The organism is Algibacter sp. TI.3.09, from assembly GCF_038154905.1.
In the GTDB taxonomy this organism is placed as follows: domain Bacteria; phylum Bacteroidota; class Bacteroidia; order Flavobacteriales; family Flavobacteriaceae; genus Algibacter.
The window spans coordinates 253252-270706 of sequence record NZ_JBAKAN010000003.1 but is presented as its reverse complement, the minus strand read 5'-3'; the positions used below and the strand labels follow the sequence as shown (position 1 = coordinate 270706).

General features: G+C 33.5%; 11 protein-coding genes. 6 read left to right on the top strand and 5 right to left on the bottom strand.

Translation table 11 applies throughout. From position 1 onward, the window contains the following. Nucleotides 1–278: 278 nt before the first annotated feature. The 5 genes from V6246_RS12985 to V6246_RS12965 all read right to left on the bottom strand — a co-directional run bounded on the left by V6246_RS12985 (nt 279) and on the right by V6246_RS12965 (nt 7186). Entirely contained in the window at nt 279–476 is a 198-nt protein-coding gene (locus V6246_RS12985; protein ID WP_159019690.1) for a hypothetical protein, read from the bottom strand. 297 nt (nt 477–773) lie between these two features. Next, a complete protein-coding gene (locus V6246_RS12980; RefSeq protein ID WP_341560891.1) occupies nt 774–3458 on the bottom strand; it encodes a T9SS type A sorting domain-containing protein in 2685 nt (894 codons plus the stop codon). Between the two features lie 577 nt (nt 3459–4035). After that, on the bottom strand, nt 4036–5640 hold the full coding sequence (locus V6246_RS12975) for a helix-turn-helix transcriptional regulator (protein WP_341560890.1): 1605 nt from the start codon (nt 5638–5640) through the stop codon (nt 4036–4038). A gap of 113 nt (nt 5641–5753) precedes the next feature. Beyond that, nucleotides 5754–6554: a TIGR00266 family protein gene (locus V6246_RS12970; protein ID WP_042504803.1), complete on the bottom strand. Its 801-nt coding sequence runs from the start codon at nt 6552–6554 to the stop codon at nt 5754–5756. A 176-nt stretch (nt 6555–6730) separates the two neighbouring features. Beyond that, nucleotides 6731–7186 carry a DUF4442 domain-containing protein gene (locus tag V6246_RS12965; RefSeq protein ID WP_341560889.1) on the bottom strand — a complete coding sequence of 152 codons (456 nt, stop codon included), beginning with the start codon at nt 7184–7186 and terminating at the stop codon, nt 6731–6733. Between the two features lie 147 nt (nt 7187–7333). Between V6246_RS12965 and V6246_RS12960 the strand changes: the two genes are divergently transcribed. The 6 genes from V6246_RS12960 (at nt 7334) to V6246_RS12935 (ending at nt 17443) form a co-directional block, all read left to right on the top strand. Then, nucleotides 7334–7780: a DUF4870 domain-containing protein gene (locus V6246_RS12960; RefSeq protein WP_341560888.1), complete on the top strand. Its 447-nt coding sequence runs from the start codon at nt 7334–7336 to the stop codon at nt 7778–7780. A 247-nt stretch (nt 7781–8027) separates the two neighbouring features. Next, complete coding sequence (locus V6246_RS12955) at nt 8028–8369, top strand: PadR family transcriptional regulator (protein WP_159019684.1); 342 nt, start codon at nt 8028–8030, stop codon at nt 8367–8369. Continuing rightward, nucleotides 8366–10165: a PspC domain-containing protein gene (locus tag V6246_RS12950; protein ID WP_341560887.1), complete on the top strand. Its 1800-nt coding sequence runs from the start codon at nt 8366–8368 to the stop codon at nt 10163–10165. The genes V6246_RS12955 and V6246_RS12950 overlap by 4 nt, the downstream gene beginning before the upstream one ends. Before the next feature lie 159 nt (nt 10166–10324). Then, nucleotides 10325–11053: a head GIN domain-containing protein gene (locus V6246_RS12945; RefSeq protein ID WP_341560886.1), complete on the top strand. Its 729-nt coding sequence runs from the start codon at nt 10325–10327 to the stop codon at nt 11051–11053. 103 nt (nt 11054–11156) lie between these two features. Further along, the gene (locus V6246_RS12940; RefSeq protein WP_341560885.1) at nt 11157–11993 is read left to right on the top strand and encodes a GIN domain-containing protein; all 837 of its coding nucleotides are present in this window, start codon (nt 11157–11159) and stop codon (nt 11991–11993) included. Nucleotides 11994–12295: 302 nt separating this feature from the next. Then, on the top strand, nt 12296–17443 hold the full coding sequence (locus V6246_RS12935; protein WP_341560884.1) for a T9SS type B sorting domain-containing protein: 5148 nt from the start codon (nt 12296–12298) through the stop codon (nt 17441–17443). The last annotated feature ends 12 nt before the right edge of the window (nt 17444–17455 follow it).

The following is a 17455-nucleotide window of genomic DNA, read 5'->3' as shown; positions in this document are numbered from 1 at the left end:
TCAAGCGTAATTTTATAGTTTGGCAAATGTAAAAAAGTTTAGATTATTTTTATCAGAAAAACTTGCGTTAATTTAAAACTTTAACGGTTTTCTAATTTTAATAACTGCACTTACCGATTGCCCTGCGTTAAGGATTGAACGGCCTGTTTGAGCTCCCCGACCAACGGAAGGGAGCGAGTAGTGAAAGCCTGCCGCTTACTGTGCCCTTAAAAGCACAGTAAGGGGAACGCCCTAATTTTTATTCCAAAAAAAAAGCGACCATTTGGCCGCTTTATAACTTAATGGTCTAGTAATACCATACATTGATTTAATTGTGGGTTTTGCTGAACGAGCGATTGTATGAAGATTCTAAGTTCTTCTATCTCGTAAGGTAATAGTCGGTTTAGGGCCTTTTTTACCTCTTTGCAAAACAACGATGTGTCGAAACTAACTTTATTAAGCACTGTTTTAGTGTACTCAAGCATTGCTCTTGCCATAATATTGGGTTGGGTTTAGGTTTGTAATAAAAAGTAGATTTATTCTATAAGCTTGGGATTATTAGATTATAAATTTAGTAAAAAAAATATCAATAAATATAATTTTAGATAACATTAACACATATAAAACTATTTGTTTATAATTATTTAACGCTCTAATTACGAGTATGAGAATTTATGAGCGTTATTTTTAGAAATATGCAAAAAGCTTAACAAACTCTGTGAGCTCGCAGTTTGGCGCATAAAAAAAGAGCCTCGATTAACTGAGGCTCTTTTTAGATGATGTGAACTAAAGTTTTATTTTACTAAAACTTTTTGTGTGTACATTTTATCTTGACTAATCAGTCTTAAAATATAGGTTCCAGCTGCTTTATCTTTTAAAGATATTACAGAGTTTGAAACATCTAAAGTACCTTTAAGCACTTGCTCTCCAAGAAGATTATATAAATAGTAAACATAGTTACTGTCTGTATTAACTAATTTTACATTTAAAACACCGTTTGAAACTGGGTTTGGATATAAAACTGGTGCTTGAGAACTTAAATCGGTTACTTCGTCTGTTCCTAAAGTTACTAATGGCCCTGTACCTAGGCTTGCTTGCCAGCTACCTCTACCGTAAGTTGCTGCTCTAAGTATTCCTGTAGATTCGGTTGGATAAAAGATTTCTAAATCTTGAACGGCACATTTAGGTAAATCTGTTAAAAATGGCACTGCAGACTCTACTAAATTATCGATAGCATAAACGCCTAAATCGGCACCTATATAAACCTCATCGTAAAGGCTGTTTTTTCTATAAATTACTGTGTTCATTGGGATATTAGGCAATCCGTTTGATACGTTTACCCATGTTACTCCTGCATCTGTACTTTTGTATACTTTTTCACCATCTGAATATCCTGAAAACACCACCCAAACCTTAGATGCATCTGTATTAGAGATGGTTAAATCTTTTAATTTAGCATTTGCAACTGGTAAACCTGCAGAAATATCTACCCAGGTAGAACCTGTATTTGTAGATTTTGAGATAATGTTCTCTTTGATAACATAGATTACATCGTTATCACTTGGAGCTATTTCAAAACTTAAAATATTTTTATCTACTGGACTTGGTGCAACTGCTCCTGTTTTGTTATGTGTAAACTGATTGTTTCCTGAAAACATATCTGTGCTTACATATAAATGCGGACGACCACCAATATAAATATTATCTACATTACCTGGGTCTTGCTCTATTGGGCTAAACCATTCGCCTTCTGGCAAAGGTGTTGTCCAAGTAACATCTCTATAGTCAGCACCACCATCTGTAGATAAAAAGAAATCTCCATTGGTTGTAGAAGATACAATATAGTTATCGTTAGTTCTATCAATAAATCCATCTTCTCCATCACCACCACTTAATACAGACCAAGCGCCATTTTTATGTAATAGCGAACCAATATCTTGTAAGCCTGCGAAATAAAAATCTTCGGTTGTTTCAGATAATTCAATATTAGTTTGTTGCCCTACTGCAATGTTAGCAGTAAGATCAATCCATGAAATACCATCGTCTGTACTTTTATAAATACCACCATCGCAAGTAGCGAATAACGTAGTTGTAGCCGTATCTCCAGGTAAATATTGAAGATATTGTACATCTGCATGCATATAAGCCTCTGGAGCGTCACCTTGCCCCGGATGGTTTGGGTCTGTACCTCTCCAATACGTAATACGCGTCCAGTTTAATCCACCATCGACAGATTGCCATTGGTTTACACCTCCAATTGTAATTTTATCTTCATTATTTGGAGACACTGCTATTGCTAAATCGTGGTTAGCTTGCCCACCTTCTGATGCTGCAGTTGGAGCCATATCTGAATGTAAAATATTTGGTGTAGATGCAGATGATTGTTTTGTAAATGTATCTCCACTATCTGTTGAACGATAAAACCCTTCAAAGCCCGAATCACTCGTTCTTCCAACAATAGCGTAAACATAATCACTATCAGCTTCTGTAACTGCTAATTCAATTCTCACAACACTATTAGGATCGGGTAAACTGCTTGAAGTATTTTCTACCCAAGTAACACCACCATCTATAGATTTATAAATTTTATCACTAGCTGCATAAAGAATATCCGAACTTCCTGGTTTGAATTCAATATCAAAAAAATCTGAAGTAGAGCTTGTAGGTACATCATTTGGAGCATTATAGCTTTCCCATCCATCTGATGTTCTAAATACACCACCATCGGTAGCTATCAACATTGTTTTTGAATCTTTTGGATCCATAACAATTTTTTTAATCTTATAATTATCTTGTGCTGTCCAAACTAAATCTGTTGTATTCCAGTTTGCCCCACCATCGGTAGATTTCATTACACCTATACTACGTCTATCACTACCTCTATCTCCGGTAGCTAAATACATAATATCTGTATTATCTGGATCTATAACTAAACCAGAACAGCCAATTATTGGTAAATAATCTGAATTTGTTGTCCAAGTCGTTCCGCCATCTGTTGTTTTCCAAAGTCCACCATCTGGAGCACCAACATACATTGTTGTAGTTGGATTATTTGGATCGAAAGTCACAAAATTTAAACGGCCAGAACCAGAATCGTATCCCGAAGCAATAAAGTTTTGATTTAAAGACACCCATTGAGACGATGTTAATGTTGCCTTCATTTTACTATTAGCATTTCTAGCTAATTTATTGTTGTAACGTTGTTGCCATTCAATGAAGTTTGGATACGTGTGAGATGGCAAAGACATATCTCCAGACGGGTAAATTTTGTCTGCAATTTGGTTTTCCCAACGTTTAAATATTTTATAACCTTGTCCCTTTGCTGGAGCTTTATTTTCCCAGTACTTATTAAATTTTTCTTGAACATTATAAAATGTTTCATTTTTACTAGATGCCATTTTCGCCCAACTTTTATCATTTTGCCCAAACGATAAAATTGAAAAGCATACAGTTAATACAAATACGTAGAGTTTTCTCATTTCTTGATGAATTAATTAAGTTTAAATAAATATGTTTTTTGTGCTGATTAACTAAATGACATAAGACTTAGTTTTAGACTTAACCATTACAATACAAATATCTCTACCCTGTCTTTAAATAAATAATTTTAAACTACTCAGCTACTACACACTTCAGTAAATATCTATCATTGCAGTAATTCTAGAAATAAAACATAAAGCTTTGTATAAACTAAGATTTTGAAAAACAACAAAGCGATTCTTTCTTATAAAACATACTTTTGAAAACAAAAAAACGATTACCTAATCAAATAGGTAACCGCTTTTAGGACCAAAACATAACTATTAAACTTTAGTAATAGCAAACTAGTTTTTAATAGAAATATCTTAATTTATTCTCAACCTTACTTTTGCTCATTAAAATTCTAATATATCGTTTCCTTTATCGAAATGAAGTTTATTCCCGATCTATATAGATACTAGTAGTTTAATTAATGCAACAACAAATATCTAAAAGATATAATGATTATTAATATTTTAAACTACTCAAGTACTACTTGCTCTATAAAAAACTATGTTTTACACACTACTGAAGATCTTAATTATAGCCTTCTACTTTTTTTAAACTCTTAAAAGAAATATTGAGGTACTCTACTAATGTAAAATCACTTTTTTGAAGATCCATTTTTTTTGTAATACGATATCTCTTTCCTTCAACAGCTCTAGTGGAGCTATTTAAAAACACCGCGATTTCCTTACTTTTAAAACCTACAAATAAATAGTAGCATATTATAACTTCGGAATCGGTTAACTGAGGATATTCATTTTTTATTTGGGTGAAGAAATCTATATTAAACTCATTTACTAATTCTAAATGGTTTTCTGTTTTATCTAATAGCAACGACGAATCTAAATGAAGATTTTTTAATAATTCCTTTATTTTTTTTCGCTGTGCATCTCCCGAGTCCATAGACGAGATAGACTTAATTTCCTTTTTAACCTCAACAATATAATCTTCTAAACCATGGACCTTTACTTTTAGTTTTTCGTGAGTCGATTTTAAATAGGTAAACTCATCGTTACTTTTTTCAAAGTTGTTAATTACCTTTTTAGTCTTCTTTTTATTTAACGTATAGAGTACGAAAAGTAAAATTAAGAGCACCGCTAAAGCTATAAGCCACTTAATAATGTGCCATTTTTTCTCTTGTTCTTCTTTAAGTTCTGTTTCTACGGTTAATAATGAATCTCCAATGTTTATACTAGAATCCATTATTTCATCCAACATTTTATGTTCAAAAACTTTTAAAGAATCTATATATTGAGTTTTAGCTTCGTGGTTCTCCTTTAAATCGTAATAATTAATTTTTAGATTGAAGTAGTTTCTTAAATCATAATCGTTCATTGTGTGCTTTAGCAATTTAGATTCTGATATGTAATAAAAACTAGAGTCTACCTGCTTGTTTTCTAAATAAAAATCGGCTAGACCAGTCTGTATCGTTGCCAAATGCGATTGATATAATGATTTAGAAAGCGTTGCGTTTCCTTCTAAAGATTTTAGAATATTGAAATATTTATGACTTTTACCAATATCTCCTAAATCAATATAATTGGAGCTTAACATAAAAAGCGCGTACATATAATAGTAAGCATCATCTTTTATGCTTTTGTAATTTTCTAATTGTTCTAGAATAAGTTTATTACTTTTTTTAAAATTCCCGCTAAAAAACTCCACATAAGCAGGCATTTGCATAACCTCTACTAAACCATTTTTATTTCCGCTTAGCTCATAAAACTTTTTAGCGTTATCTAAATATTTATAAGCGCTAGAATCTTTTTTGATTAAATAAGTATTATAAAAAAGCTCTAATGACGCGGCACCGGCAGCGTCATAATTTTTCTCTAACTCCGCATATTTTAAAGCTAATGTAAAATTTTGGTAGCGTTTAGCCGTCTCATTAAATTTATCATTAATTAAAGCCTTTAACTCGTAATAACAAGCCAAATGATTCTTTACATTTTTTTTAATAGGGTTGGGAATAGAATCTAAGTACTGTCGCGCTATTTTAGGGTTCTCGGAGAATGAATCGCTTGCCAATTCTAAAAACCTTAAATATTTATCTTCATGATTGTGCTGAGAAAAGACACTAAAAACAACAAAGAAAGGGATTAATAATATAAACTTATTTAAGAATTTAAAATTCAAAATAATTAGAGGGGTTAATTAGTTTATGCGTTTGGTTAAACAAAAGTAGCTAATAAACAAAAAAAAGCTGTGTTAAAACACAGCTTTTTTTATACTCTTAAATCTATTAAAAATTAAAATCTATTATCGCCATCTAGTATATTACCAATACCACCCAATATACTACCTTCTCCTTTTTGACTACCTCCGCTTTGTGGCGCCGATGCCAATACACGACCTGCTAATCTGCTGAATGGTAAAGACTGAACATAAACCGTCCCTGGACCTTGAAGTTTTGCAAAAAATAAACCTTCGCCTCCAAAAACCGTGTTTTTTATTCCTCCTATAAACTCAATATCGTAATTTACAGTTTGATCGAAACCAACAATACAGCCTGTATCTACTCTAAGTATTTCTCCTGCTTTTAATTCTTTCTTCGCCATCGTTCCTCCGGCGTGCACAAAGGCCATACCATCACCTTCTAATTTTTGCATAATAAAACCTTCGCCTCCAAAAAGACCTCTTCCTAGTTTTTTAGAAAACTCTATACCTACGCTAACACCTTTAGCCGCGCATAAAAATGCATCTTTTTGGCAGATAAATTTACCACCAAATTCCGATAAATCTATTGGTATTATTTTTCCTGGATATGGCGATGCAAATGATACATTACGTTTACCTACTAAATTATTGTAAAAGGCCGTCATGAATAAGCTTTCGCCTGTTAATATACGCTTACCTGCACCTAAAATTTTCCCTAGAAACCCAGAATCTTTTTGAGATCCATCGCCAAAAATAGTTTCCATTTTTATGCCATCGTCCATCATCATGAAACTACCGGCTTCGGCAATTACACCTTCTTCTGGATCGAGTTCTATTTCTACATATTGCATTTCTTCGCCGTAGATTCTATAGTCAATTTCGTGTGCTGTCATTTTTAAAAGGTTTTATTTAATTAAAAATTAATTCATTTACTTGTATGTTGCAGTAATTGTGAATTTGTTACAGAGTTAAAAAAGTTTATTTGTGCAATTGCTTAATAGTTTTATTAAATCCCTTTCTAGAAAAAGTCTTATCTACAAGAGTAAACACTGAATACAGCAACTGAAAACTACCCCTTCACCTTTACACTCCATTGAAATTTAAAGGTAGATACCACAACACCATCTTGGTTTACACCTACAGATTCCATCCAAAGGGTTTGCCCCTCGCCTGTTGCAATTGTTTTCTCTAAAGCTTCGTCTATTAAATGTCCGTCGTTGCAAGTAAATGTAATACGCCCAGTAGCTTTTTTTGTAAAGGTTGCTGTTTGCGTAGTAACTAGCATAGATATACGTTTTCCTGAATCTTGGATTTTAGAAATCATTAAAGCACCTGTAGAAAACTCGGCTGCCATACCTTGTACCGCCCAAAACATAGACTTAAATGGGTTCTGGTTTATCCATTTATATTTAACAGTTACTAAGCACTTATCTTTATCTATATGTTTTGTTCTAACGCCACAGAAGAAGGCCGCAGGAAGCTTAAACATAGTGTAAGTATTTAGTTTTCTTGGTGTTAAAGTCATATTTATTTATTTTAGTTTTCACGAAGTTATGAAAAATTTTAACGTCGTGTATTTGTTAATTTTATGTTAAATTACAGTACTATGCGTTACAAAGTACCTTCTTTTAAACATATATTTGCATAAGAAACTATTATATGTTTTAATATTATGCCAGATAACCATCAAAAAAACATCGCAACTTTTATTCATTTATCGACATTTAGTCGGTTCTTTTTCCCTTTCGGAAATTTTATTGGACCTATTATTTTATGGGCGGCTAATAAGGATAAATCGGATTTTATAGATCGCCATGGTAAGCAAGCTATTAATTTTCAAATTAGCATTTTGCTTTACGCTATAATCTTGGGTACGTTATCGGTTCCCTTTTTTATTTTCAAAATATTTAATGGTTTTGATTTTATAGATTTCAACGGGTTCCAAAATTTCCATATCACTATTGGCAAACCTTCTGCTCTACTTTACATAGGTGGCTTTCTAGGTGTGGTTGCTGTTATTGGTTTTATTATAGAACTCATTTGTATTGTAAATGCGAGCTTAAAGGCTAGAGATGGCGAGGTTTATAATTACCCGCTAACCATTGAGTTTTTGAAATAAACAAACCAATGATGTTAAAACACAACCTAGCAAACATGCCCGCGTTAGGGATTGCAGTGAAAAGCCCACAGGGCTCCCGATGGTAATCGGGTGCACGAGGACTTGTAGCGGAAAGCCCGACCCTGTTCCTGAACTTTTTTCAGGATAAAGGGTAACGCCCAAAATAAAAAATTAAATTTCATCAATAATCAATCATCAAAATCAATCAAAAAATGAACAGTTTCACAAAATTAAAATGCTTTAGAATATGAAGATAGAAAACACAAAAGCACAAATGCGTAAAGGGGTATTAGAATTTTGCATACTCTCGGTTTTAAAAGACGAGGATGCTTATGTTGCCGAAATTCTAAGCACCTTAAAAGATGCAAAATTGCTGGTTGTGGAAGGTACCATTTATCCGTTGCTTACGCGACTTAAAAATGCGGGACTTTTAAACTACAGATGGGAAGAATCGACCTCTGGACCTCCACGGAAATATTATGGCTTAACCGAAACGGGCAAGCTATTTTTAACAGAATTAGATACCACTTGGAGTGAATTACACCATGCAGTAACCATAGTAACTAGCCAAAAACCACCAAAAAAATGAATAAAACAGTAAATATAAATTTAGCAGGTATATTTTTTCATATTGATGAAGATGCTTACATAAAACTGCAACGTTACCTAGAGGCTATTAAACGTTCGTTTACAGACTCGCAAGGTCGATCGGAGATTATAGCTGATATTGAAGCGCGAATTGCTGAGCTTTTTAACGAACGCGTGCAAATGGACCGCCAAGTTATTAGAGTAAAAGAGGTGGACGAAGTAATCTCTATTATGGGCCAACCGGAAGATTATTTGGTGGACGATGAGATTTTTGAAGATGAACCGCAACCAACACCTAGAAGGAAAAAATCGAATGCTAGAAAATTATTTCGTGATACAAACAACTCATATATTGGTGGCGTATCTTCAGGGTTAGCTCATTATTTAGGTATAGATGCTATTTGGATTCGTTTGGTTTGGGTTTTATTATTTTTTGGATTTGGAACAGGTATTCTACTTTATATTTTACTTTGGGTATTAGTACCTGAAGCTAAAACAACAGCTGAAAAAATAATGATGGCTGGCGAACCGGTTAACATTAGTAACATTGAAAAAAAAATTAAAGACGGCTTTGAAAACGTATCGGAAACGGTGACGGATGTTGCTAAAAATGTTTCGGATTCGGTATCTAACGCTACAAAAAACATAGATTTCGAAAAACAAGGTAGTAGAATAAAATCGACGTCTAGATCGTTTTTTGAAGCTATTGGAGACATTATTATGTTCTTTTTTAAAGTGATTGCTAAATTTATTGGTGTGTTACTTATTTTTATTGGTGCCGCTGCTTTAATTGCTTTAATTATTGGCCTATTCTCGGTTGGTGTTGCCAACTTTGTGCACATACCTGGTTTAGATTTAGTAGATATTGTTAATGCTGGCGAAACTCCTATTTGGTTTGTATCACTACTTACGTTATTTGCTGTTGGTATTCCCTTCTTTTTTCTATTCTATTTGGGCTTAAAAATTTTGGTAAACAACTTAAAATCTATTGGTAATGTTGCTAAATTCACTTTACTAGGGCTTTGGATTATATCTGTAATTGGTTTAATTGTTATTGGTATTCGCCAAGCTAGCGAGCATGCTTTTGATGAAACCTATATTGAAAAAACAGAACTACCCATTACAGCTATAGATACTCTAAGTATTAAAATGGTTGGTAACGATAATTTAAGTTCGAGCTTTTACCGCGACCACAGTGATTTTAAATTAGCGCATGACGATGAAGGGAATAAAATAATTTATTCTTCGGATATTGATATTAGAGTAAAATCTACCACAGATAGCGTAATTACAGTTGCTTTAGAAAAAAGTGCCGATGGCCGCGATTATCAGAAAGCAAGAACTCGTGCTAAAAATATTGATTACAACTTCGAGCTTAAAAACAATGTTTTGCTGCTAGACTCTTATTTTACAACCGATCCTAAAAATAAGTTTAGCGATCAAAAAGTAGATGTGGTTCTTTACATTCCGGAAAACATGGTTGTAAACTTTAAGAAAAACACAGAGCCTTATATTTATTACAGAAATTATGATGGTAATATTATTAGAAGACAACATGTAAACCACGATCTTAAAATTCTTGACAATGAGGTTGAATGTCTAGATTGTCCTGTTGAAGAAAATGAAGACATGGAAATTGAAATTAATATGCCTAACATTAAAATAAACGAGGATGGTATTGAAGTAATATCTGACCAGAACCATTTAAAAATAAATGAAAATGGTATTAAAGCAGAATCGGACGAAGTTAAACTGAACATTGACAAAAACGGAATACATATTAACACAGAAGATTAATAATTGAAATGTTTTATATCAAAAGATTGCTAAACATCAATTCATCAACCTAAAACAACAATTCAGGTATTTAAAGTTTTAATCAAACGCTTTTTAAAAGATATTTGAATTATAAATAAAGTACAACACAAACTTTCATCAATCAAAAAACAAATAACTATGGCAACTCTAACAAAAATTATAGTCACAACACTTCTAAGTTTATGCTTATTCTCGTGTAACTTCAACATCAACATGCATTCTGGCGTTAAAGGGAATGGCAATTTAAAAACCGAAACCAGAATGGTTACCGAACCGTTTTCAACCATTAAAGCCACCGAAGGCTTAGACGTTTACCTTACACAAAGTGACAACGAAAGTATTATTGTTGAAACCGATGAAAATTTACAAGAGCTTATTATTACTGAAGTTGTAGATGGTGTTTTAAAAATCCATACTGCAGAAAGCATTGGTAAATCTGTTGCAAAAAAAGTAACGGTAAGCTTTAAAACAATCGCTAATATTATAGCAACTAGTGGTAGTGATGTGGTATCGACCAACACTATTACAGTAGAAGAATTAGATTTAAAAACAACAAGCGGTAGCGATATGTCTTTAAAACTAAACACCAAAGTTTTAAACTGTAAGTCTACAAGTGGAAGCGATTTAAATTTATCTGGCAAAACTGAAAAACTTAATGCAGAAGCGACTAGCGGAAGTGATATTGAAGCCGAAGAACTTATTGCACAATACAGTAATGTAAAAGTTACTAGCGGTGCAGATATAAGTGTAAACACCGAAAAAATACTAGTTGCCAAAGCTACAAGCGGTGGCGATATCAAATATTATGGTGATCCGGAAAAAGTCGATAAATCGAAAAACTCTTCTGGAAACATAACTAAGAAGTAATTTAGGTCATTATTTGCCTTTAAAATAGAGCCATTCCGGACTAAATATAAGTTTGGGATGGTTTTTGTTTTATCTTTGTTCTAATATTTAATTAATGTACAAAATGAAACAAAAATCCCTTACACTACTAATAGCAATAAGTATTTGTTTTTTGGGCCAAGCCCAAAGTGTAGAAAAAGTAAAAGGTAATAGAAATGTAACCATACAACAAACTCCCGTAAACTCTTTTAAAACCGTTATAGTTGATGAAGGTTTTGAAATTGATTTAGTTTACTCCAAAGAACCATATGTTGAAATAGAGACTGATGAAAACCTTCATGAGTTTTTTGTTCTTAACGTTAGAGATAGCGTACTTAATATCGATTTAACAAAACGGGTTACGTCGAAAAAAAGATTGAACATAAAAATTGCTTACGATGATTTTTTAACAACCATTGAAACTCGCGATGATGCGGAAGTACATGGTCTATCTACAATTAATGCAGATAACATGACATTAATTACATCGGGTAATTCTGAAGCTGGGCTGACAATAAAAACGGAAAACTTCAATTTTGAAGGATTAGATAAATCTAAAACGAAATTGAATGTAACTGCAAAAACATCTAAAGTTATTTTAAACGGAAACAGCAGATTAGAAGCTTTAATCAATTCGCCAATTTTAAAAGCCGATTTATATCAAAGAGCAAATGCTGAAATTGAAGGGAGCTGTGATAACCTAACACTTAGAACAGACAATAACGCACAGTTTACAGGTAAAAATTTCACTATTAAAAATTGTGATTTAATTTCTGAAATTGCTAGTGAAGCTATATTAGAAGTTACAGATACTATAGCTGTAGAAATTTCTGGAGCAAGTTCTCTATACCTTTACAATGAACCTCAAATTATTGTAAACAAACTAGCGAACACATCTAAAATTCAGAAAAAAGAAAAATAATTCAACACAAAATTAATTAAGGTAGCTTTCTGAGAAACGCTACCTTTTTTTTGTTTTACATTAAGCACACACACCTATAAATCACTTTAAATCAAATACATATAAAATCAAAAACGAAATTCAATTGTTAAGTGCTCAAAAACATAAAGTTACAGAAATAGTTACTCTTTATTAAATTTATCAAAATTAAGAATAAACCAAACTATATTTTTTCAGTCTAATAGTATTAAAGGTTATATTTAACCTTTCGAGGCTCTCAAAATAAAGATTAACATTAACTACCGTAACTGTAAATGAATAAATTGGCGTTTTTAAAAAAAGTATCATTTTTAGTTATATTTCTTTTCTGTCTAACAAGTTTTGCCCAACTAAGTAAAACACACTTTATACCTCCTTTAACTTACGCCGATTCTGATAATGCTTTACCACAAGATCAGTATATATATTTATCTACACCTTCTGTAACTGATGTCGCTTATACTATTATCCCTGTTGGGCAACCAACATCAACGTATATATCTGGGGTAGTTTCAAATTCATCTCCTGTAGTTATTTTTTTAGGCAATGGAGATAGTCAGCTATTCATGCCACCTATACAAACAAGTACCGTTATCAATAATAAAGGCTATATTATAGAGGCCCAAAATAGTATTTATGCCTCAGTTAGAATGAATGCTGCAACTACTGGCGCACAAGCTGGAGCTTTAGTTAGTAAAGGTTTAGCCGCCCGTGGAGAAACTTTTAGAATTGGAACTTACACCAACGAAAACCCCCAAGACAATTATCTCAATTTTGCTTCTGTAATGGCTACCGAAAATAATACAGAAGTTGTATTTAGTGATTTACCGGCGGGTTTAATTATAGAAAATTATTCAGGAACAACCCCAATAACGGTTAATTTAAACAAAGGAGAAAGCTATACTATTGCAACTAACAGCAACGAAAATACGATTAACAGAGATGGATTAATTGGGACTTTAGTTAACTCAGATAAACCCATTGTTGTAAACTGCGGATCTGCAAATGGTAGTTTTCATAACGGTAATGGTAGAGATTATGGTATCGATCAAATTGTGGGCCTAGATAAGGTAGGTACAGAATATATTTTTGTGAAAGGTGATGGTTATGATGGTTGGGAAAACATTCTTATTGTAGCACATTACGATAATACTTCAGTTAGTATAAACGGAAATGCTGCAATTACCACTATAAATGCAGGCGAGTATTATTTAATTGAAGGCGATCAATATATTAACGGCAACATGTACGTAGAAACCTCTCAACCAGTTTTTGCATATCAAGGTATTGGAGCAACACCAAGCGAAGCTAACCAAGGCATGTATTTTGTGCCACCATTAAGCTGTGAAACACGTGGAAATTTAAATAATATAGCTAATATTCAATCTATAGGAAGTACAGATTTCGAAGGAGGTGTTTCTATTGTTACTAAGGTTGGAGCAACAGTTACCGTAAACAATATAGCTTTAAGTAATTTTTTCACAACAGGACCAACTGCAGTTACAGGGAAACCGGACTACGTGACATATAAAGTTGTAGACCTAACCGGAAACATTTCTGTGCAAAGCACAGACGAGTTATACTGTGCTTATTTCAATTTTAATGGAGCGGCGACTTCTGGTAGTTTTTATTCAGGTTTTCCAACACCGCCAGAAATTAATTTTAATGCCGTTTTCGAAAGTCTAGGAAACTGTATTCCAAATGTAACTTTAGAAGTTGCTAACATGGATAACTTTGATAGTGTTGAATGGTTTTTTGACGATGGCTCAGGTAGCGGCTTTGCTACAACAGGCATTACAACATTTCAAATTACACCAACCGTTTCTGGAACTTACAAACTTGTTGGAGAATTACTTTGTTCAGGCTTAAAACTAGAATCTCTAGAGGTTCCTGTAAGTATCTGTCCAGATGATAGAGATAACGATGGTATACCAGACAATATAGATATTGATAACGATAACGATGGAATCTTAAACTGTACAGAATCTTACGGTAATCAAATTATCAATTTATCAAATATTAATAGTGGTAGCATACCTGTAGGAGCATATACTTTTTCAGGAACCACAACTGTAGCTAACAATACAGTTACTACACCAATTTTCGGAAATAGCGAAGGTATATTCACTAGTGAAGTATCTGTTAAAACTGGCGATCCAGAAAGCAACACAACCTACCAATTAAGCTTTAACAAACCTCTTAATTTATTGGTAAACTATCCCGATAATACTTTTAGCGGTAGTGGCACACTAAACACTAATCAAGAGTTTATTATTCGAGTGCCTAGTACAAGAACGATTACCCTTCTAGATCCTGACGATCAACTTTTAATAGATAGCGATTTCGATGGTATTTACGAAACAGGAATCACGCAAATTTCAGCTTTCGAAATTCGATTTAAATCAAAAACATCATTAGCTTTTGGAACTGCAACTTTCAGTTTTTCGGCTCATAGCGTTAACCAAATAACTTATATTCATAAAAACATTTCAGATACGAATAGCAATCAAGCTACGTTTCAAATTGCTGCAACTTGCGTTGGAAATGATAATGACCTAGATGGTATTGATGACAGTTTAGATTTAGACAGCGATAACGATGGGATTCCTGATTTTATAGAAAATCAAGGACAACTTGTTACGCTATCAATTATAGATGCAGACTCTAACGGATTGGATGATGTTTATGATATTACGGTAACTCCAATAGACACAGACAATGATGGCGTACCTGACTATCACGATTTAGATAGTGATAATGATGGTATTTATGATTTAGTTGAAACTGGTGTATTAGGCATAAATTTATCCGATACCGATTTGAACGGTATTGATGATAGCCCTAACTTTGGAACAAACGGATGGACAGATAACGCAGAAACCTCAGCGGACAGCAACCAAATAGGATATACACTTAGCGATTTTGACAACGACACTATATTTAGTTATATTGATTTAGATGCCGACGGAGACACATGTTTTGACGTTATTGAGGCAGGGTTTTCTGATGCAAATACGGATAACTACCTTGGAGATACTGCAACGATTACAGTAGACATTAACGGACTAGTAACTAATGCTTCAGACGGATACACGCTTCCTAATTCAAATTATTCAACCAGTGCTACATTATCAATAACTACGCAACCCGTTGATATTACTATTTGTGAATCTTACGATGCTTCTATTACAATAATTTCAGATGAGGCTGAAACATTTCAATGGGAAATAAGCACAGATGGCACCACTTGGAACACCGTTATTGATGATACCAACTACAACAACTCACAAACCACAACTCTAACTATTACTGATACACCTATAACTTTTAACAACAATCAATACCGTGTAAAGTTAGATAGAAGCGGAAATGGCTGTGGCTTATATTCAGAAAGCATGACGCTTGCTGTAAATGCGCTTTCAAATGTTAATTCGCCTGTTATTTTAATTCAATGTGATGATGCTGATCCATCAACACTTGGTTATAGTTATTTCAATTTAACCGAAGCTAATGATGAGATTTCATCAAATGCAGCGAACGAAACATTCAGTTATTATTTAACTGAAGCTTCGGCTAAATTAGGAGATGAGACGAGCCCTGATTTTATTGCAGACCCAACTACTTTTATAAATAGAACAATTAGTAACGACATAGTATGGGCGCGGGTAGATAATGCACTTAACTGCGGGAATATTGCAGAAATTCAACTTAATGTTTCAACTACAGTAATCCTTTCTAGCCTATCCGTTACGTTTAATCAATGTGATGATTTTCTTGATATTGACGGGAATAATACCGCCAACAATAACCAAAGAGATGGTATTGCAACATTCGATTTTAGTAGTGTAAATACAACTTTATTAAGTTTAATTCCTGCTGGACAAAACCCGTTACCACCAAGATATTATAGAAATGAAGCAGATGCTTTAGCAGAAATAAATGAAATTATAGATATCTCGAATTACAGAAATATTGGGTATCCAAATTCGCAAATAATTTACGTACGTGTAGATAGCTCTATATCTAATGATTGTTTAGGTTTAGGCGGCCATATTTTATTAACCGTAGAAACTTTACCAATTGCGAATCCTGTTACAATTACCAGAGCATGCGATGATGATTCTGATGGCGCCTACCCTTTCGATACTTCTAATTTAGAAAGCGATATTTTAGGAACACAAAACCCTGCGAATTTTAATATTTCGTATTTTGATACTGCTGGAGATCCTTTATTATATACTGACGGTACTCCCGTTGTTAGTCCAATTTCATCTACATTTCTAACAAGCAATCAAACCATAACGATTCGAGTTACAAATGCAACATCTTCGGCTCCCGACGGACCATGTTTCGATGAAACTACAGTAGAATTTATAGTAGACGAAAGCCCTATTGCTAACCCAATAACCCCAATTATTGTATGCGATGGTGAAACTGGAGACATTGATGATGATGGTATATTTCCTTTTAACACCTCTAACTTTTCTAGTACCATTTTAGGAGCGCAAACCGGTATGGATATTAATTATACATATATAAATGAATCTGGAGTTACAGTCACAAATTCATCTTTACCAAACCCTTTAAATTCAGAATCTCAAAATATTTTAGTTGAAGTTACTAATTCGGCTAACACAAACTGTATAGCAACAACCACTATAGAATTAGTTGTAAACCCGCTTCCAGATTTCACTGTAGACTCTCCCTTAATTGTTTGTACCTCAGACCCAACTTTCAGTGTAAACTTAGATCCTATTGAAGCTAGTGTAATCGATAGTTTTACTTACGAGTGGTATTTTGAGGATGGTACATTATTATCTAACCAGCCTACTCTAGACAATGTATCTGTTGCCGGAACATACACGGTAACACTTACTAAAACAGATGGAACAGGATGCTCACGCACACGTGATATTATAGTTACAGCTTCGGAGTCTGCAAATATTACTCAAGACGATGTTACTATTGTAGATATCTCTAACAACAACTCCGTCACTATAGATACTACAAATTTAGGTTCTGGAGATTATGAGTATGCCTTACGCGAAGAGGGCTCAAACTTTATTACTTACCAAGCGGAACCCGTGTTTACAAATGTACGTCCAGGCTTTTACACCATTTATGTAAAGGATGATGTTTGCGGAACTACAGAATTAGATATTTCGGTAATTGGTTATGCTAAATTCTTTACACCAAACAGCGATAGTTATAATGATTATTGGCAAGTAAAGGGCTTAAACGCTCAAACACAACCAAACTCGTTAATCTTTATTTACGATCGTTATGGAAAACTACTTAAACAATTCTTAGCAGGTTCAACAGGTTGGGATGGTACATTTAATGGAAATCCTTTACCTTCTGATGATTATTGGTTTAATGCTCAGCTCGAAGATGGACGACATTTTAGCGGACATTTCACTTTAAAAAGATAACACATTTATTTT